The 18,065-nt window shown below is 74.0% G+C and carries 15 protein-coding genes; 6 read left to right on the top strand and 9 right to left on the bottom strand.

Features of this window, described 5'->3' with window-relative positions:
- Window positions 1–431 precede the first annotated feature (431 nt).
- From rpsN to O4J56_RS08260, 3 genes are all read right to left on the bottom strand, one after another.
- On the bottom strand, window positions 432–737 hold the full coding sequence (gene rpsN / locus O4J56_RS08250; protein ID WP_270684855.1) for a 30S ribosomal protein S14: 306 nt from the start codon (window positions 735–737) through the stop codon (window positions 432–434).
- 3 nt (window positions 738–740) lie between these two features.
- On the bottom strand, window positions 741–977 hold the full coding sequence (gene rpmB / locus O4J56_RS08255; RefSeq protein ID WP_270684856.1) for a 50S ribosomal protein L28: 237 nt from the start codon (window positions 975–977) through the stop codon (window positions 741–743).
- 78 nt (window positions 978–1,055) lie between these two features.
- Entirely contained in the window at window positions 1,056–2,015 is a 960-nt protein-coding gene (locus O4J56_RS08260; RefSeq protein ID WP_270684857.1) for a threonine ammonia-lyase, read from the bottom strand.
- A 97-nt stretch (window positions 2,016–2,112) separates the two neighbouring features.
- On the opposite strand from O4J56_RS08260, the gene O4J56_RS08265 reads away from it, so the two are divergent.
- Window positions 2,113–2,706 (top strand): flavin reductase family protein, encoded by a 594-nt coding sequence (locus O4J56_RS08265; protein ID WP_270684858.1) that lies wholly within the window; start codon window positions 2,113–2,115, stop codon window positions 2,704–2,706.
- A gap of 123 nt (window positions 2,707–2,829) precedes the next feature.
- Window positions 2,830–4,785, top strand: a complete 1,956-nt coding sequence (locus tag O4J56_RS08270) for an ABC transporter ATP-binding protein (RefSeq protein WP_270684860.1) — start codon at window positions 2,830–2,832, stop codon at window positions 4,783–4,785.
- Between the two features lie 166 nt (window positions 4,786–4,951).
- Here the strand turns inward: O4J56_RS08270 and amaB are convergent, their stop codons facing one another.
- Complete coding sequence (amaB, locus tag O4J56_RS08275) at window positions 4,952–6,502, bottom strand: L-piperidine-6-carboxylate dehydrogenase (protein ID WP_270684862.1); 1,551 nt, start codon at window positions 6,500–6,502, stop codon at window positions 4,952–4,954.
- Between the two features lie 193 nt (window positions 6,503–6,695).
- Here amaB and O4J56_RS08280 point away from each other — a divergent pair, with 193 nt between their 5' ends.
- A complete protein-coding gene (locus tag O4J56_RS08280) occupies window positions 6,696–7,847 on the top strand; it encodes a C15 family peptidase (protein WP_270684863.1) in 1,152 nt (383 codons plus the stop codon).
- A gap of 18 nt (window positions 7,848–7,865) precedes the next feature.
- Here O4J56_RS08280 and O4J56_RS08285 read toward each other — a convergent pair whose 3' ends face one another.
- The 3 genes from O4J56_RS08285 to O4J56_RS08295 all read right to left on the bottom strand — a co-directional run bounded on the left by O4J56_RS08285 (window position 7,866) and on the right by O4J56_RS08295 (window position 10,223).
- The gene (locus O4J56_RS08285; RefSeq protein ID WP_270684864.1) at window positions 7,866–8,552 is read right to left on the bottom strand and encodes a response regulator; all 687 of its coding nucleotides are present in this window, start codon (window positions 8,550–8,552) and stop codon (window positions 7,866–7,868) included.
- Window positions 8,549–9,787: a sensor histidine kinase gene (locus O4J56_RS08290; RefSeq protein ID WP_270684865.1), complete on the bottom strand. Its 1,239-nt coding sequence runs from the start codon at window positions 9,785–9,787 to the stop codon at window positions 8,549–8,551. Before O4J56_RS08290 ends, O4J56_RS08285 begins: the two co-directional genes overlap by 4 nt.
- An 82-nt stretch (window positions 9,788–9,869) precedes the next feature.
- Complete coding sequence (locus tag O4J56_RS08295; RefSeq protein WP_270684866.1) at window positions 9,870–10,223, bottom strand: hypothetical protein; 354 nt, start codon at window positions 10,221–10,223, stop codon at window positions 9,870–9,872.
- Between the two features lie 347 nt (window positions 10,224–10,570).
- Between O4J56_RS08295 and O4J56_RS08300 the strand changes: the two genes are divergently transcribed.
- Window positions 10,571–12,157, top strand: coding sequence for a polysaccharide deacetylase family protein (locus O4J56_RS08300; RefSeq protein ID WP_270684868.1), 1,587 nt, complete (start codon window positions 10,571–10,573; stop codon window positions 12,155–12,157).
- A 24-nt stretch (window positions 12,158–12,181) separates the two neighbouring features.
- Here the strand turns inward: O4J56_RS08300 and O4J56_RS08305 are convergent, their stop codons facing one another.
- The gene (locus O4J56_RS08305; RefSeq protein WP_270684869.1) at window positions 12,182–13,501 is read right to left on the bottom strand and encodes a DUF4041 domain-containing protein; all 1,320 of its coding nucleotides are present in this window, start codon (window positions 13,499–13,501) and stop codon (window positions 12,182–12,184) included.
- Between the two features lie 435 nt (window positions 13,502–13,936).
- Entirely contained in the window at window positions 13,937–14,638 is a 702-nt protein-coding gene (locus O4J56_RS08310) for a GntR family transcriptional regulator (RefSeq protein WP_270684871.1), read from the bottom strand.
- Between the two features lie 232 nt (window positions 14,639–14,870).
- On the opposite strand from O4J56_RS08310, the gene O4J56_RS08315 reads away from it, so the two are divergent.
- On the top strand, window positions 14,871–15,884 hold the full coding sequence (locus O4J56_RS08315) for a 2-dehydropantoate 2-reductase (protein WP_270684872.1): 1,014 nt from the start codon (window positions 14,871–14,873) through the stop codon (window positions 15,882–15,884).
- Between the two features lie 149 nt (window positions 15,885–16,033).
- On the top strand, window positions 16,034–17,992 hold the full coding sequence (locus tag O4J56_RS08320) for a molybdopterin oxidoreductase family protein (protein WP_270684874.1): 1,959 nt from the start codon (window positions 16,034–16,036) through the stop codon (window positions 17,990–17,992).
- The last annotated feature ends 73 nt before the right edge of the window (window positions 17,993–18,065 follow it).

The raw sequence follows: 18,065 nt of genomic DNA on the forward strand, positions 1-18,065 counted from the left end.
CCGAGATCAACACCAGTGCACCCCGCACCGCTGCCCCCTCGTTGATCTCGGGAGAAGCGACGCTACAACCGGCCTGGTAGGGGCGATTTCCCCGAGATCAACGAGGAGCGGCACCAGGGGTGCGGGCGCCATGGGCGCGGGCGAGCACCTGCCCTCCCCGTCGCGTCGCCCACCCGCACCGCGAGGGGCCTCGCGCCCGGCAGGCAGGGCCCGGGAACCGCCCCGCTGTCGCCGTCGCCGCCATCCACGGCGGCCACGCACACGCCCTACGGCCGACAGCGCTGCCGGAAGGGCCACCGGCCTCCGTCGCCGCGCTCCTCCGACCGCGCCCGGGACGGCCCGGTCGGCACCTGCACCCCTGAGGCACCGACCGGGCGCGCCCCTTGCCCGCCGAGGGCAGGGGCGGGGGCGGCTTCACCCGGGGCCGGGGCTCACCAGCTCGACTTGGTGATGCCCGGCAGCTCCCCTCGGTGGGCCATCTCACGGAAGCGGATCCGGGAGAGCCCGGCCTTGCGGATGTAGCCCCGGGGCCGACCGTCCACCGCGTCGCGGTTGCGCACGCGCGTGCGGCTGGCGTCGCGCGGCTGGCGCGCCAGCGCGCGCACGGCCTCGGCGCGCTCCTCGGGCCCGGTGTCCGGGTGGGCGATGATCCTCTTCAGCTCGGCCCGGCGCTCGGCGTACAGCGCCACGATCTCCTTGCGGCGCTCGTTCTTGGCGAGCTTGCTCTTCTTGGCCACGGCTCAGACCCTCTCTCCGCGCGCGCGGATCTCCGCGACCACCCGCTCGATGCCCCGGCGGTCGACGACCTTCATCCCCTTGGTGCTCACCCGAAGGCGCACCCAGCGGCGCTCCGACTCCAGCCAGTACCGCTTGGTCTGCAGGTTGACGTCGAACCGGCGGCGGGTCCGCCGGTGGGAGTGGGAGACGTTGTTGCCGAACGCGGGCCTCTTGCCCGTCACCTGGCACACGCGTGACATGGACAGCACGTCCTCTCGGGTCGTTCCGGACCCGCCCACCCTACATCAGAATGATAACCGTTTTCATTTCCGGCCCCGTCACTCCCCGTCCAGGGCCCGGCGCAGCAGCACGGGATCCACGGTCCCGCCCGAGACGACCGCCACCACCGCCTCCCCGCGCACGTGCCCCGCCAGGTGGGCCGCGACCGCGAGCGCCCCGCTGGGCTCGGCCACCACGCGCGCCTCCCGCGCGATCACCCCCATCGCGTGCACGATCTCCTCCTCGGTGACCGTCACCACGCCGTCAAGGCGCTCCTTCATGTGGGCGAAGGTCAGCTCCGAGGGCCCCACCCGGACCCCGTCGGCCACCGTCCTCCCGGTGCGCTCGGGGCTCCAGGACACCAGGCGCCCCTCCCCCAGCCCCTCGGCGGTCTCGGCGGCCAGCTCGGGCTCCACCCCGACCACCCGCACGTCCGGCCGCAGCCCCTTGACCGCGGTCGCCGTCCCGGAGGCCAGGCCGCCCCCGCCCACCGGCACCACCACCGTGTCGGCGCCGCCCAGGTCTTCCACGACCTCCAGCCCCACCGTCCCCTGCCCGGCGATCACCTCCCGGTCGTCGAAGGGCGGCACCAGCACCATGCCGCGCCGCAGGGCGATGTCGCCCGCGGCCTCGGCCCGCCGCGCCGGCGGGACCGGCACGATCTCGGCCCCCAGGCGCCGCATCCCGTCCAGCTTCACCTTCGGCGCCCCCTCGGGCACTACGACGACACAGGGGACCTCCTCGGACCGCGCGGCGAAGGCCAGCGCCTGCCCATGGTTGCCCGACGAATGGGTGACCACCCCGGCCGCCCTGCGCCGCGCCGGCAGCGCGCGCACGGCGTTCACGGCCCCGCGGATCTTGAAGGCCCCGATGGGCTGGAGGTTCTCCGGCTTGAGCCACAGCCGCCCCTCGGCCCAAGGGCAGGACAGGAGCGGCGTGCGAACCGCCCTGCGCCGGATCCGCCCCGACGCCGCCTGCACGTCCGCCAGTGTGATCAGCTCGATGCCACTGCGTTCCATGCCCGTTCCCATTCCCCCCGCGGGCACCGCGGACCCCCTCCCCCTCCCCGGGATCCCGCCGCACACGCCCCCGCTCGCGCCGCCGATAATGAAGGGGATGCGTACCGAGTTCACCGCCGAGGACCTCCCCGGGCGGGCCTTCTACAAGATGCTCACGGCCGTCGTCGTCCCGCGCCCCATCGCCTGGGTCGCGACGGTCTCCGCCACGGGGAGCGACAACCTCGCCCCGCACTCCTTCTTCACCGTCTCCTGCGCCGAGCCGCCGATCGTGCAGTTCACCTCGGTCGGCCGCAAGGACAGCCTGCGCAACATCGAGGAGACCGGCGAGTTCACCGTCAACCTCGCCGCCGAGCCGCTGATGGAGCAGGTCAACGCCACCTCCGCCCCGCTGGAGCGCGGTGACAGCGAGTTCGACGCGGCCGGGCTGGCGCGCGAGCCCGGGGCCGTCGTGAAGGCCCCCCGGGTGGCCGCGAGCCCGGTGGCCCTGGAGTGCCGCCTGCACTCCACGCTGCTGCTCGGCGACTCCACGGTGGTGTTCGGGCGGGTCGTCCACGTGGCCGTGGACGCCTCCGTCCTCGACGGCTCCCACCCGGAGGTGACACGCCTGCGCCCGCTGTCCCGCCTCGGCCGCAACGAATGGGGGACACTCGGCGGGGTCGTGGCCCTGGACCGGCCCACCGGACGCCCGTAGCCGCGGGCGCGCCCCTGGACGCGGGCCGCCGTCCGCCTTGACCTCGAGTTAACTCAAGGTCTTAATGTGCTCGTGCCAAGCGCGCCCCAGGGCGCCGACCCACGAGAGGCCGGTGAGCCGGACATGAGCATGGAGATGACCGCGTGGCACTCGCTGTACATGGCGATGCACGCGGAACAGGACAAGCGCCCGTTCTCCAAGGAGACGCTGAAGCGCATCGGCCGGTTCGCGGCCCCGCACCGCACACGGCTCGGCGCCTTCCTGGTGCTGAGCGTCGTGCTGGCCGTCCTGGCCGTGGCGACCCCCGTGCTGGCGGGCCGCGTGGTCAACGCCATCATCGACGGCCGGGACCTGGGCCTGGTCGCGGGGCTCGCCGCGCTCATCGCGCTCATCGCCGTGGGCGAGGCGGGCTTCGGCCTGCTGAACCGCTGGCTGTCGGCGGGCCTGGGCGAGAGCCTGATCCTGGACCTGCGCACCGCGGTCTACGACCACGTGCAGCGCATGCCGGTCGCCTTCTTCACCCGCACCCGCACCGGCGCCCTCGTCAGCAGGCTGAACAACGACGTCATCGGCGCCCAGCGCGCGTTCAGCGACATCCTGTCCGGCGTCGTCAGCAACATCGTGACACTGCTGCTGACCCTGGTCGTGATGGTCAACATCTCCTGGCAGATCACCCTGCTGTCACTGGTGCTGCTCCCGCTCTTCCTGATCCCCGCCCGGCGCATGGGCTCCCGTCTGGCCCGCCTGGAGCGCGAGTCGGCCCACCACGACGCCGCCATGGGCACCCAGATGACCGAGCGCTTCTCCGCCCCGGGCGCCACCCTGGTCAAGCTGTTCGGGCGCCCTGAGCAGGAGTCGGCCGAATTCGCCACGCGCGCGCGGCGGGTGCGCGACATCGGTGTGCGCACGGCGATGGTGCAGGAGGTCTTCTTCACCGCACTGACCCTGGTCTCGGCGCTGGCCCTGGCCCTGGTCTACGGCCTGGGCGGCTACTACGTCTTCACCGGCGGCCTGGACTCGGGCTCGGTGGTCTCCATGGCCCTGCTGCTCACCCGCCTGTACGCGCCGCTGACCGCCCTGGCCAGCGCCCGCGTGGAGATCATGAGCGCGCTGGTCAGCTTCAGCCGCGTCTTCGAGGTGCTCGACCTGGAGCCGCTGGTCAAGGAGCGCCCCGACGCGCGGCCGGTCCCCGACGGCCCCGCCGACGTGGAGTTCGACGGGGTCGAGTTCGGCTACCCCAAGGCGTCGGCGTTCTCCCTGGCCTCCCTGGAGGAAGTCGCCGACCTGGACGACCGCGACGAGGGGCAGGTGCTGCACGGGGTCTCCTTCCGCGCGGCGCCCGGCGAGACCGTGGCCCTGGTGGGCTCCTCGGGCGCCGGCAAGTCCACCATCGCCCAGCTCATCCCGCGCCTGTACGACACGGACGCCGGGGCGGTGCGCGTCGGCGGGACCGACGTGCGCGACCTGACCGCCGAGTCGCTGCGCCGCTCGGTCGGCATGGTCACCCAGGACGGGCACCTGTTCCACGACACCGTGCGCGCCAACCTGCGCTTCGCCGCCCCCGAGGCCTCCGACGGGCAGCTGTGGGACGCGCTGCGCCGGGCGCGGCTGGACGGGCTGGTGGCGGGGCTGCCGGACGGCCTGGACACCATCGTCGGCGAGCGCGGCTACCGCTTCTCCGGCGGCGAGCGGCAGCGGCTGACCATCGCCCGGCTGCTGCTGGCCTCCCCGCGCGTGGTGATCCTGGACGAGGCCACCTCCAGCCTGGACGCCACCTCCGAGGCGGCGGTGCAGGAGGCCCTGGCCGAGGCGCTGCACGGGCGCACGGCGGTGGTCATCGCGCACCGGCTGTCCACGATCCAGGCGGCCGACCGGATCCTGGTGGTCGAGGAGGGGCGCATCGCCGAGCAGGGCACCCACGAGGAGCTGCTGGCGGCGGGCGGCCGGTACAGCGAACTGCACCGCACCCAGTTCGCGGCCGCGGAGGGGGCCGCCGAGGGGGCCGCTCCGGGCACCGCGGCCGCCCGGGGGGCGAACGGCGCGGGCACGCCGTCCCGCGGCGCGCTCGACCCGGCCTGACTCGCCTGAAGTGCCCTGCTCCGCCGACGCTGCCGCCCGGGCGGCGGCGCTTCCGCCGAGACCGACGCGGGTACGGCCCCTTCAGGCCGTACCCGCGTCCTCGTCCGCTCCTGCCCGCTCCTCAGGCCCCGCCCCTGTCAGGACGGCGCCGGCGCCGGGGCATCCGTCAGAGGAACTCCACCCCCTGGGCCAGCGGCAGCCCACCGCCGTAGTTCACCGTGTTGGTGGCCCGGCGCATGTACGCCTTCCACGAGTCCGAGCCCGACTCACGGCCGCCGCCGGTCTCCTTCTCCCCGCCGAACGCGCCGCCGATCTCGGCGCCCGAGGTGCCGATGTTGACGTTGACGATGCCGCAGTCCGACCCGGCCGCCGACACGAACCGCTCCGCCTCGGCCTGGTCCCGGGTGAACAGCGCCGACGACAGCCCCTGCGGCACCCCGTTGTGCAGCTCCACCGCCTCCTCGAAGGTGCGGTAGGTCATCACGTACAGGATCGGGGCGAAGGTCTCCTCCTCCACCACCGGCGTCTGACCGGGCATGCGCACCAGCGCGGGCTCGACGTAGTAGGCCCCGGGCGCGGCGTCCTCGCCGACCCGGCCGCCCCCGGTGACCACGGTTCCGCCCTCGGCCCGGGCGCGGTCCAGCGCGTCCTGCATGGCGCCGTGCCCGCGCTCGGAGATCAGCGGCCCGACCAGGGTGCCGTCGTCGAAGGGGTCGCCGATGCGCTCGCGCAGCTGCCGGTAGGCGCCGGCCAGGCGCTCGGTGACCTCCTCGGCCACGTCCTCGTGCACGATCAGGCGGCGCAGCGAGGTGCAGCGCTGCCCGGCGGTGCCCGCCGCGGCGAACACGCTGCCGCGCACCACCAGGTCCAGGTCGGCCGAGGGGGCGACCACCGCGGCGTTGTTGCCGCCCAGCTCCAGCAGGCAGCGGCCCAGGCGGGCGGAGACCCGCGGCCCCACCGCGCGGCCCATGGCCACCGACCCGGTGGCCGAGACCAGCGCCACCCGCGGGTCGTCCACCAGGTGCTCGCCGACCTCGCGGCCGCCCAGCACCACCCGGTGCAGCCCCTCGGGGGCGCCGGTGTCGGCGGCGGCCCGCCGCAGCAGCGCGTCGCAGGCCAGCGCGGTCAGCGGGGTGGTGTCGGAGGGCTTCCACACCACGGTGTTCCCGCACACCAGCGCGATCGCGGTGTTCCAGGACCACACCGCCACCGGGAAGTTGAAGGCGGTGATCACCCCGACCACGCCCAGCGGGTGCCAGGTCTCCATCAGCCGGTGGCCGGGCCGCTCCGAGGGCATGGTGCGGCCGTAGAGCTGCCGGGACAGGCCCACCGCGAAGTCGCAGACGTCGATCATCTCCTGCACCTCCCCGGCGGCCTCGGAGCGGATCTTGCCCGCCTCGATGGTGACCAGGTCGGCGAGGTCCTGCTTGTGCTCGCGCAGCAGCTCGCCCAGGCGGCGCACGAGCTGCCCGCGCACGGGGGCGGGGGTGTCCCGCCACACGCGGCGGAAGGCCTCGTCGGCGGCGGTGACGGCCTGCTCGGTGGTCTTGGCGGTGCCGAAGTCCAGCCGGAACAGCTCCTCGCCGGTGATGGGGGTGCGCGCCCGCCCGGGGGCGCCCCCGTCGTCGGGGAGGCGGGCCGCGCCGCACGCCTCGAGGGCGGCGGTGGCGCGCTCGGCGAGGCCGGCGGTGTCGGGGAGGGTCGTGGTGAACGGCATGCGTGATCTCTCTCCATCGAGAGCCGTGGGGTCCGGTCGTCGGCGGCATGTGGACGCCGCCACACGCCGGGTCTACCCCGGATCGCGCCGGGCCTCACCCGTGCGCCGCGAGCGCCGCCGCGCCGGGGCCGGTGTCGCTGCGGGCATGTAGACTCACGCCCCGTTCGGACCGACGACCCGCGAACATGGAGCCATGGACGCCACCCCCACCACCGCCGAGGAGGACCGCGCCCGAGGCGAGGCGCCGCGGCTGCTGCTGCGCCGCTCCGGGTTCGCCGCGGCGGCCCCGCTGTTCACCGCCGACCTGGCGGGGGCCGCCGGGGCCGAGGACGCCGCGCGGATCGTCACCTCGCACGGGCACCGGCTGTGGTCGGAGGCGGCCCGCAGCGGGCAGGCCGGGGACGACCGGCCGCTGTACTGGGCACGGCTGACGCTCGCCGCGATCCTGCGCTCCTGGGAGCCGCCGTTCGCGCTGGCCGGCGAGGAGCGCGCCGCGCTGCTGCGCCGCCTGGAGTACGCCTCCCGCGGCCACGACGACCTGGTCTTCGCCCCCGACGACCGGCAGCTCAGGGTGATCGTCACCGGGTTCGACCCGTTCGGGCTGGACGAGGACGTGCGCCGGTCCAACCCGTCGGGGGCGGCGGCGCTGGCGCTGCACGGAACCTCGTTCGAGGCCGGGGGGCACACGGCCGTGGTGCGCGCGGCGGTGTTCCCGGTGCGCTGGCGGGACTTCACCGAGGGCATGGCCGAGCAGACGCTGATGCCGCACTACGGGGCCACGGCGGCCCCGGCCGACGCGGTGATCACCGTCAGCCGGGGGCGCGAGGGCCGGTTCGACCTGGAGGCCTACAACGGCGCCTGGCGCGGCGGCCGGGCCGACAACGAGGACCACGGCGCCCAGGGGCCGATCCCGCTGCCCGGCGGCATGGGGCTGCCGGACCCGCCGCCGCAGTGGTGCCGGTCCACGCTGCCCCGCCGCGCGATCATCGAGGGCGCCGCGGGGCGCTTCCCGATCGTGGACAACACCGAGGTCACCGAGATCCCGGCCGGCGCCGAGGAGCCGGTCGTGCGCCCCGGCGGCCCGACCGAGGGCTCCCGGGCGCGCGCGGGCGGCGGCGGGGGCTACCTCTCCAATGAGATCGCCTACCGCAACACCCTGCTGCGCGACACCACGGGCCGCGGCATCCCCGCCGGGCATGTGCACACGCCGAAGCTGGAACTGGCCACCGACGACCCGTCGGCGGTCACCGACCCCGACTTCGAGCGCGACCGGGCCGACATCACCGAGCAGCTGAGGGCCATCGTGATGGCCGCGGTCCGGGCCCACACCGAGGCCGGGGAGTAGCGGCCGCGCCGCCGCGCGCTACCCGGACGCCGAGCCCTCGGTGTCCATCAGGCCGGAGCGGTAGGCCCACGCGGCGATCTCCACCCTGTTGCGGGCGTGCAGCTTCGCCTGGACGCTCGCCAGGTGGGTCTTGACCGTGCTCAGCGACACGAAGAGGCGCTCGGCCGCCTCCGTGTTGGTCAGCCCCTCGGCCACCGCCCGCACCGTGTCCAGCTCCCGCTCGGTGAGCCCCTTGCGGCGCGCCTCCTCCTCCGGGCGCCGTGACGCGCGGAGGGCGGGCCGGGCGAAGTGCTTGAGCAGCCGCACCGTGACGTTCGGCGCCACCAGCGCGTCGCCGCGGGCGGCCGCGCGCACCGCCTCGATCAGCAGCGCCGGACCGGCGTCCTTGAGCAGGAACCCCACGGCTCCGCCCTGCAGCGCCGCGTGCACGTACTCGTCCAGGTCGAAGGTGGTCACCACGACCACCTTGAGGGGGTCGGCCACCCCCGGCCCGGCGAGCCTGCGGGTCGCCTCCAGGCCGTCCACGCCGGGCATGCGGATGTCCATCAGCACCACGTCCGGCCTGAGCTCCCCGGCCAGGCGCAGCGCCTCCAGGCCGTCCCCGGCCTCCCCGGCCACCTCGATGCCCTCCTCGGCCTCCAGCATGTACCGGAAGCCGGTCCGCACCATCGCCTGGTCGTCGGCGAGCAGCACCCGGATCGTCAACGCGTCCCTCCGTCCACGGCCGTCCCGGCGGGCAGCTCGGCCTCGACCCTCCATCCCGGCGCGTCGTCCGCGGGGCCCGCGGTGAACGACCCGCCCAGCAGCTTGGCCCGCTCGGCCATGCCGATCAGACCGTATCCCCCGCCGGCCGCGTGCACCGAACCGCCGCCCCGGCCGTCGTCGGCGACGCGCAGCCGCGCCCCGGCCGTGCCCGCCTCCAGCTCGACCCGTACCAGCGAGGCGTCGCGGGCGTGGCGGCGCGCGTTGGTGACCGCCTCCTGGGCCATGCGCAGCACGGCCGAGGCGGTCTCCTCCGGAAGGGCCCCGGTGTCGCCGTCGACGGCGACCTCCACCCTCGGGCGGCCGATGTCGCCGGGCTCCTCCATGGCGCGCAGGGCGACCGCCAGGTCGTGCGGCTCCAGCGGGGCGTCCCCCTCCTCGCGCAGGGCGCCGACCATGCGGCGCATCGCGGCCAGGGCGGCGGTTCCGGCGTCCTCGATCTGCGGCAGAGCGGCGGCGACCACGGCGGGGTCCCGGTCGGCCACGTGGCGCAGCGCCTGCACCTGTACGACGATGCCGCTGACCTGGTGGGCGACGACGTCGTGCAGGTCCCGGGCCAGGGACAGGCGCTCTTCGCGCCGCGCCTCCTCGACCCGCCAACCGCGCTCGCGTTCGCGCCAGCGCAGCACCAGGCCGGGCAGGAACGTCATGGTGGCCAGCAGGAGCATCCAGCCGACCGAGTCCAGGCCCCACCCCTCGCTGCGCAGCCCCTGGGACAGGATGGCCAGCGTGGTGGCGGCCGCCATCACCGCCACGGCCCGGCGCGGGGCGTGCCAGGCGACCAGGTTGGCCGCGAGGAACATCGCGAAGACCTCGAGGATGCTCATCGTGTAGCCGTACATGCCGTGCTCGGCGGGCCACAGCACGAGGGACGCCGCCAGGACGGCGACGGGGGCGGCGGGGCCGAGCAGGGACAGGCGGCGCGGGGGCGTTCCGGGCCAGGCGGCCGCCAGGGCGGCGGCGCCGCCGATGAGGCCCGAGCACAGCGGGATCCAGTCGCGGAAGGAGGGCGGCGGCCCCAGCCAGTCGGGGCCGGGATCACGGCTCAGCAGCTCCTGCAGGGTGGCGCTCAGGCCCAGCACCAATACCACGGCGATGCCGATGACCAGCAGGTACCCGTTCCGGGCCAGGCTCTCCACGGCCGCCTCGGCGCGGCCTCGGGACGTCCACGATGGCATGGCGCCAGGTTAGAGGGCCGCATGAAAGGACCGCCTCGGCCGTTCGGCCGAGGCGGTCGCACCGGTCACCACCGAGGTGGGCCTAGTAGGTCGTCGCCGTCCCTGCTCCGCTGGCGAGGAACACGATCCAGTAGATGACGCTGCCGACGAGGCCGAGCGCGAAGATGATCCAGCCGATCAGCATGCACGTCCGGGAGGCCTTGGGGTTGCTCTCCGCCGTGGCGATGGCGGCGATGCCCAGGCCCGCTCCCAGGAGGTTGCAGCAGAACAGGAAGCTGAGGACCGTCAGCGCGATCGCCGCGCCCTTGTTCGCCGGCGGCTCCGTCGGGCCCATGTTCGGCGGAGGCGGCGGGGCGCCGTAGCCGCCTCCCGGGGGCGGGGGCGGAGGCGGCCCGTAGCCCCCGGGGCCCTGCGGTGGCGGTGGACCGTAACTCATACTCGGTTTCTCCTGGATTCGGGGATTCACTGCATCGGCCAGCGCCGACTCGCGCGGCGGCTCGCCGATGATCTCACTTCCGACGGGACCCGTCCGCGCGAGGTTCCCGATGGGACCACTTCGTTATCAGGACGTATCCGAAATCGCCGCTGCCGCGGCGAGCGGACGGGCATGACCATTCGGATGGTACGACGCGGCAGTGACCGCGACGCGCCGCGAGGGCGCGATTGCACGCCCGCCCTAGTCCCCGTATGTTCGCGATGCGGTCCGCCGCGGGAGGACGGGGCGCAGCCCACCGCTCCCGCCCCGTGCGCCGCCGACCGGCCCCGAACTCCAGGTGGGAACCCGTGCCCGTGTCCGCCGTCACCCGTCTACGCACCCGGCTGCGCCCGCGCCACGCCCTCGCGGCCGCGGTCGCCCTGTGCCTGCTCGCCGTTCCGGGCGCGGCCGCCGTCGTCGGCGAGGGGGCCGACACCCCGCCGCTGGCAACGGCCGACCCGCAGAGCGTTCCCGGCCTGGAACTGGTCGAGCACGCCGCGAACGACGGCCGGATGAGCACCGCGTGGACCTACCCGGTGGTGCCCGGGGCCCCGGGCTTCGGCTCCGAGGTGCGCACCGCCATGGCCGAGGCGCACACCGCCTTCATGGAGGAACGGGCGGGGCAGGGCCCCGCCGAGCTGAGGCAGCGGCTGGACCTGCTGGCCGCCTCGGGGGACGTGCTCGGGGCGCGGATCGTGCGCGAGGCCGTGCTGGGCGGCGGCGAATCGCGGGTGGACGGCGAGTCGCTGTGGTTCGACGGCGGCTCCGGCGCGGTGCTGCCGTGGACGGGGCTGCTGCGCGGCGAGGACGCGGTGGCGGCGCTCGACGCCGAGGTGGCGCGGGTGCTGCGGGAGCGCGACGGGGCCGAGCCCGGCGAGCTGCCCGAGGGGCTGGAGTCGGACGGGTCGGCCGAGCCCTTGGGCGGCACCGACGCGTCCGGGGGCGACGACGAGGACGGCGGCGCGGACGGCGGCACAGGAAAGGCCCCCGAGTTCCGCCCCGGTGACGCCTGGAGGCTGAGCACCGAGCTCGGGGACTCGCCCCTGAGCGATCTGGCCTTCGACACCGAAGGGGGCCTGGTGGTGACGCTGCCCGGCGCACCGGCCGAAGGCTCGGGCTCCGCCGGGAGCGGCGACGGCGGATCACCGGCCCCCGAGGGCCGCAGGGTGGAGATCCCCGCGGAGGCCGCGACCGGGCTGCTGTCGGAGTTCGGCGAGCGGGCGCGCGCGGCGGCCCTGGCCGACGCGCCGCTGGAGCTGGAGGACGCCGATGCGCCGGGCCGCGCCGACCTGGACTGCGACCGCGTCCCCTGCGTGGCGCTGACCTTCGACGACGGGCCGGGAGAGCACACCGGGCGTCTGCTCGACACGATGGCCGAGTACGACGCGAAGGGGACGTTCTACCTGCTGGGGATGCTGGCCGGGGAGTTCCCGGACCTGGCCTCCCGCATCACCGAGGAGGGGCACGAGGTGGGCGCCCACTCCTGGAAGCACGACGACCTGGCGGGCAAGTCGGCCTCCGGTGTCTCCGACGACTCCGTGCGCACGGCGGAGGCGATCGAGAAGGCGTCCGGGGAGTGGCCGCGGACGATGCGCCCGCCGTACGGGTCGTTCAACGCCACGACGAAGCGGAGCGTGGGGGCGCCGCTCGTGCTGTGGGACGTGGACACCCTGGACTGGCAGGCGCGCGACGCGGGCAAGGTGGCCGACACGGCCCTCGAGCAGACCCGCCCGGGGAGCATCGTGCTGATGCACGACATCCACGGCACGACGGTGGACGCGGTCCCGGAGATCCTCCAGCGCCTCCACGCGAAGGGGTACCACTTCGTGACGGTGTCCCAGCTCTTCTCCGACCTGGAAATGGACGAGGGAACGGTCTACCGCCGCCGCGAGTGAGCGGGGGGCGTCCGGCTCACGGCCTCAGCCGGAACCGGCCTTCGCGGACTCGCCGAGGCTCTGCCGGTACTCGGCCGCCTCAGAGGACTCGGTGTACTCCAGAAGGTCCCCCGCGACGCTCTCCAGCAGGTCCCGCACCTCCCCCGGTGTCGCATAGAAGAACTCCCGCCGCTGATTGACGCGGTTGACACGCCGATCGGCCAGCCGCCGGTGCAGCTCGGCCTCGACACCGACCGCGTCGTCGGAGAAGTGCAGGGCATGGACGTCGAAATTGAAGGGCACCGAGGCGTCGCCGAGCTCCTTCACCCGGTCCATCGGGTCCAGGCGCCGCGTCATACCGACCTTGACCATGCGCTCCCCGAACGAGCCGAGGTTGGAGATGACGTAGACATAGCCGGCACGCACATTCGCGGCCCGCTGTTCCACGTCGCCCATCGCCCGGCCGATCTCTTCGAGCTGCCCCTCCATGCGCCGGACGCCCTCGTCGTCGCCGTTCCTGCGCAATGCGTCGAGCGCGTTCTCATAGTGGGTGCGCTCCTTCTCCAGGCGGGCCATCTCCCGGTCGATGTCGGCCTGGGCCTGGCGCTCCTCCCGCAGGCGTGCCCGCTCCTGGCGCTCGCGCTCCTTCTCCTCCGCCAGCTTGTTGAGGTGGTCCGCGGTCAGTTCCAGCTCCGTGACCCGCAGCCGGTGGTAGGTGTGCGCGATCCTGATGTCCATTGAGCGGCCCAGTTTCTCGACCGTCGCGCGCGTCTTGTCCAGGCGGTCCCTCGCCGAGGAGAGCTTGTGCGGCTTCATGGCGCGGACCAGGGTGTCGACCTCGTTGTTGTAGGCGCGCAGGAGCAGCTTCGAGAACTCGTTCACCATCCTCTTCCCCTGGGTGAGGGAATCGTTCATCGTGAACCGGGTCGTCGCGGTGACGGCCCCGCCGTCCTTGCGGTTCATCACCTTGATGCGGTCCCGCAGCTCCGCCAGCTCCGCCTTATAGGCGACGGAGTCGTCCAGGGGGTGCGCGTACCGGTAGACGCCCACCTCCTGGAGCGCGGCCGTGTCCTCGGCCTCGACGACGGCCTTCCGGAGTTCGGCGATCCGCCCTTCGAGGCGGGCCCTTTCAGCGGCGTTCCTCGACGCCCACTCCTCGGCCTCCGCCTCGGCCCGCCGCCGTTCGGCGTCCCGCGCCGCGGTGAGCGCTTCGATCTCGCCCCTGAGGTCCGCCCTGACCTGCTCGAGTTCGGCGATCTCCATGGCTCCGAGCCGGGTGAGCTCCGAGCGGAGCCGAGCGTTCTCCTCCAGGAGGCGGTTGACCCGTTCGGCGAGTTCACGCGCTTTGGAACGGGCGCCGAACACCCCGATGTCGGCGGTGACGTATCCGGGGTCCGTTCCCGGCGCGGCGGCTCCCGCGGCGGCTTGTGCGCTGCGGGGGTCGACCGGGACCCAGAACTGCCAACCGGGTGGCGGCGGCCCCCATGCGGGGTCCGGGCGCCAATCGGAGGGAGGGAGCCATCCGGGAGGAGGCGGGGGCCAATTCGGCGGAGGGTTGTACCGGTAACCCCCGGTCGTCCCGGGCTGCGCCGTACCGTCGTGACCGCTCACCGCTCGCTCGTTCTCGGACACCGGGCTCTCCGAATGGTGCACGGCGCCTGAGCGGGGGGCGCATTCGACATTGAGGGGGACACCGCATGACGACACGGTGAATACATGACGAAGCATAGCGCACCCACTCGGCCCCGGAGAGGCCTCCTTTTCGAGGAGCGCCCGGGACCTACGGCGTCGGCGCGGAGGTCACACCGCCTCCGAGGAGTCGCCTCCCTCGCCCAGTTCGCGGTAGGCGGTGCGGGTGCGTTCGGTGTGGGCGGCCATCAGGGACGCCGCCTCGTCGGGGCGTCCGGCCTCCACCGCATCGATGATGCGGGCGTGCTCGTCCCATGAGGCCTGTCCGCGCGACCGGGCGATCGGGGCGTAGAACCAGCGCACCCGCCGGTCCACTTGGGCCGCGAGTTCGGCCAGCACGGTGTTGCCCGAGGACGCGATCAGGGCGCGGTGGAAGTCGGCGTTGGCGTTCACCGCCGCCTCGACCGGCTCCTCCCCCGCGGCGCGGGTGCCGCGGCGCCACAGCGCGCGCAGGCGCTCGATGTCGTCGGGCCCCGCGTTGCGCGCGGCCAGCCGGGCCGCCTCGGTCTCCAGGAGGGCGCGCACGGCCAGGAGCTGTTCGGCCTCCCCCTCGTCCGGGGTGTGCACGAACGCCCCGTAGCCGGGCCGCAGGTCGACCCAGCCCTCGTTGCTCAGGCGCTGCAGGGCCTCGCGTACGGGCTGGCGGGAGACCCCCAGGCGGGCCGCCAGCTCGGTCTCGACCAGGTGCCGTCCCGGCGGCAGGGCGCGGGTGGTGATCAGGTCGAGGAGGGCATCGTAGACCGCTTCGCGAAGCGGGGCCGGGCGTCGCACGGGGTCGGCCGCGCCGCCGGCGGTGGTCGTCGGTGAGGGCATGGACGGTCCTCCGGCTCCTCGGCGGTGATTGTCGACAGTGTACGAAACGCGCGGACAGGCGCGGGGGCGATCGCGCCGACCGACCGCCGCAGGAGCGGAAAAGTGCGGAAAGAAGGCGAGAACTTCCCGGTCCGGGACCATCCCCGCCTCCTTCTCCCTTCCGTGGAGGGTCACCCTTCCCGCACACGGCTACTGTATACAGTATTCCTTTCCCCGAGAGAAGGGACCCCCCATGCGCATCGCCGTCCTGGGAGCGGGCGCCATCGGCGCCTACGCCGGCGCCGCCCTGCACCGCGCGGGCGCCGACGTCCACCTCATCGCCCGCGGCCCCCACCTGGAGGCCATGCGGGAGCACGGCGTCCGCGTGCTCAGCCCGCGCGGCGACTTCACCGCCCGCCCGAACGTCACCGGCGACCCGGCCGAGGTCGGCCCGGTCGACTACGTCCTGCTCGGCCTCAAGGCCCAGCACTACGCCTCCTGCGGCCCCATGCTCTCCCCCCTCATGGGCCCCGACACCGCCGTCGTGGCCGCGCAGAACGGCATCCCCTGGTGGTACTTCCACGGCTCCGGGTGCCGGTGGGAGGGCCACCGGGTCGAGGCCGCCGACCCCGGCGGGGCGGTCAGCGCCACCATCCCGCCCGAGCGCGCGATCGGCTGCGTCGTCTACGCCGCCACGGAGATCGAGCGGCCCGGGGTGATCCGCCACATGGAGGGCACCCGCTTCTCCATCGGCGAACCCGACCGCTCCCTGTCCCCCCGCTGCCGCGCGTTCTCCGAGGCGATGACCGCCGGGGGCCTCAAGTGCCCGGTCGAGAACGACCTCAGAGAGGACGTGTGGGTGAAGCTGATGGGCAACGTCACCTTCAACCCGCTCAGCGCGCTGACCCGCTCGACCATGGCGCAGATCTGCTCGTTCCCCGACACCCGGACCTCCGCCGAGCTGATGATGCGCGAGACCCTCGACGTCGCCGAGCGGCTCGGCGTGCGCACCTCCATCTCGATCGAACGGCGCATGGCGGGCGCGGAGCGCGCGGGCGACCACCGCACCTCGACACTGCACGACGTGGAGCGCGGGCGCCCGATGGAGCTCGACGTCATCCTCCGCGCGGTCGTGGAGCTGGCCGACCTGACCGGTGCCGATGCTCCGACCCTGCGCACGGTCAACGCCCTGGCCTCCCTGCTGAACGAGCGCCTGGACGAGGGGTCGGTGCACCCCCGGGCCGCCTCGGGCGCGGCGGCGGGCTGACCCGCGGCCGGGAGGGCGGGCCGCCGCCGCCCGTCCCCCGTTCCCCCCTTGCCGCCGTCGCCGAACGGTTGAATACTGTAGACAGTCACCATCGGTCGACCCTGCCCGCCGCACGCCCGGACGACCCCTCCCACCCCTGCGAGGCAACGATGCGATCGGACCGGCGGAGTCCCGCCTACCAACGACTCACCCAACCGCTCGTCCGCGAGGGCGGCGAACTGCGCCCCGCCACGTGGGACGAGGCCCTGGACCGCGCGGCCGAGGGCTTCCGCGACGCCGTGGCGCGGCACGGCCCCGACTCCTTCGCGATGCTCTCCTGCGCCCGCTCCACCAACGAGATGAACTTCATCGCGCAGAAGTTCACCCGCGCGGTGATCGGCACCAACAACGTCGACTCCTGCAACCGCACCTGCCACGCCCCGAGCGTCGCCGGCCTGGCCGCCGCGTTCGGCTCCGGGGGCGGCACCTCCTCCTACCGCGAGGTGGAGGAGACCGACCTCATCGTCATCTGGGGCGGCAACCCCCGCAACGCCCACCCGATCTTCTTCCAGCACGTGCTCAAGGGCGTGCACAACGGGGCGCGCCTCATCGTCGTCGACCCCCGCCGCACGCCCACCGCCGAGTGGGCCGACCGGTGGCTCGGCCTGAACGTCGGGACCGACATCCCCCTGGCGCACGCCGTGGGCCGGGAGATCATCCACGCGGGCCTGGTCAACGAGACCTTCGTCAAGCGCGCGACCAGCGGCTTCGAGGAGTACCGGGAACTCGTCGAGCCCTGGACCCTGTCCGCCGCCGAGGCCGAGACGGGCGTCCCCGCCGAGGCGATCCGCGAGCTCGCCCACTCCTTCGCCCTGGCGGAGCGCGCACAGCTGTGCTGGACCCTCGGCATCACCGAGCACCACAACGCCACCGACAACGTGCGCTCGCTGATCAACCTCTCCCTGCTGACCGGACACGTGGGGCGCCCCGGATCGGGGCTGCAACCGCTCCGGGGGCAGAACAACGTGCAGGGCGGCGGCGACATGGGCGCCATCCCCGACCGCCTCACGGGGTTCCAGGACATCCTGGACGCGGAGTCGCGTGCGCCGTTCGAGCGCGCGTGGGACACCGTGATCCAGCCGCGCAAGGGCAAGAACCTGACCCAGATGTTCGAGGGCATGGACGAGGGCGAGGTCAAGGCGCTCTACGTCATCGGGGAGAACCCCGTCCAGTCCGAGCCCGAGACGGAGACGACACTGCGCCGCCTGGGGCGCCTGGACCACATGGTCGTCCAGGACATCTTCCTGACGCGGACCGCAGAGCAGGCCGACGTCGTGCTCCCGGCGAGCGCGGCCTGGTGCGAGTCGGACGGGACCTTCACCAACAGCGAGCGGCGCGTGCAGCTCGTGCGCAAGGCCGTCGACCCGCCGGACGGGGCGCGCGACGACATCGAGATCCTGTGCGACCTGGCCGACCGCCTCGGGCACGCATGGAAGACGCCCACCGCCGAGGAGGTGTGGAACGAGGTACGGGCGCTGTCCCCGATCCACCGCGGGATGACCTACGCGCGACTGGAGGACGAGCAGGGGCTCCAGTGGCCCTGCTTCTCCGAGGACCGCACCGAGCCGTCCTACCTCCACGGCCGCCTGTGGTCGGAGACGCCGGAGGAGCGCGGGGAGCCCGCGCCGTTCGGCATCGTGGGCCACTCCCCGCCGGTGGACCTGCTGGACGAGGACTACCCGCTGAGGCTGACGACGGGGCGCCGCCTGGACGACTACAACACGGGCGTCCAGACGAGCGGCTTCTCGTCCCCGCTGCGGCGCGGGGAACTGCTGGAGATGTCCCCTGAGGACGCCTCCTCGCTGGGCCTCCAGGACGGCGAGGAGGTCCGCGTGTCGTCCCGCCGCGGGTCGGTGGTGGCACCGCTGGCGGTGTCGCCGGGGCTGCGGCCCGGGCTGGTGTTCATGACGTTCCACTTCCCGGACCAGGTGGACACCCAGCTCCTGACGATCGACGCGACGGACCCCATCGCGGGGACCGCCGAGTACAAGGCGGCGGCGGTGCGCGTGGAGCGCGCGGATTCCACCGATGGGAAGGCGAAGGACGGGAACCGCGTGTCCGCCGCGTGAGTGTCCTGCGGCCACCGCACTCGGCCGCTGAACGCCGGCGGGCGCGGCACCCGGATCCTCCGAACGCCGCGCC

It is taken from the genome of Nocardiopsis endophytica, from assembly GCF_027706725.1.
Lineage (GTDB): Bacteria > Actinomycetota > Actinomycetes > Streptosporangiales > Streptosporangiaceae > Nocardiopsis_A > Nocardiopsis_A endophytica.

What these genes read in the sequence shown, in the direction of transcription:
- rpmB (WP_270684856.1), bottom strand. Translation starts at nt 977, where the DNA reads ATGTCACGCGTGTGCCAGGTGACGGGCAAGAGGCCCGCGTTCGGCAAC.
- O4J56_RS08260 (WP_270684857.1), bottom strand. Translation starts at nt 2,015, where the DNA reads ATGGAACGCAGTGGCATCGAGCTGATCACACTGGCGGACGTGCAGGCG.
- O4J56_RS08265 (WP_270684858.1), top strand. Translation starts at nt 2,113, where the DNA reads ATGCGTACCGAGTTCACCGCCGAGGACCTCCCCGGGCGGGCCTTCTAC.
- O4J56_RS08270 (WP_270684860.1), top strand. Translation starts at nt 2,830, where the DNA reads ATGAGCATGGAGATGACCGCGTGGCACTCGCTGTACATGGCGATGCAC.
- amaB (WP_270684862.1), bottom strand. Translation starts at nt 6,502, where the DNA reads ATGCCGTTCACCACGACCCTCCCCGACACCGCCGGCCTCGCCGAGCGC.
- O4J56_RS08280 (WP_270684863.1), top strand. Translation starts at nt 6,696, where the DNA reads ATGGACGCCACCCCCACCACCGCCGAGGAGGACCGCGCCCGAGGCGAG.
- O4J56_RS08290 (WP_270684865.1), bottom strand. Translation starts at nt 9,787, where the DNA reads ATGCCATCGTGGACGTCCCGAGGCCGCGCCGAGGCGGCCGTGGAGAGC.
- O4J56_RS08295 (WP_270684866.1), bottom strand. Translation starts at nt 10,223, where the DNA reads ATGAGTTACGGTCCACCGCCACCGCAGGGCCCCGGGGGCTACGGGCCG.
- O4J56_RS08310 (WP_270684871.1), bottom strand. Translation starts at nt 14,638, where the DNA reads ATGCCCTCACCGACGACCACCGCCGGCGGCGCGGCCGACCCCGTGCGA.
- O4J56_RS08315 (WP_270684872.1), top strand. Translation starts at nt 14,871, where the DNA reads ATGCGCATCGCCGTCCTGGGAGCGGGCGCCATCGGCGCCTACGCCGGC.
- O4J56_RS08320 (WP_270684874.1), top strand. Translation starts at nt 16,034, where the DNA reads ATGCGATCGGACCGGCGGAGTCCCGCCTACCAACGACTCACCCAACCG.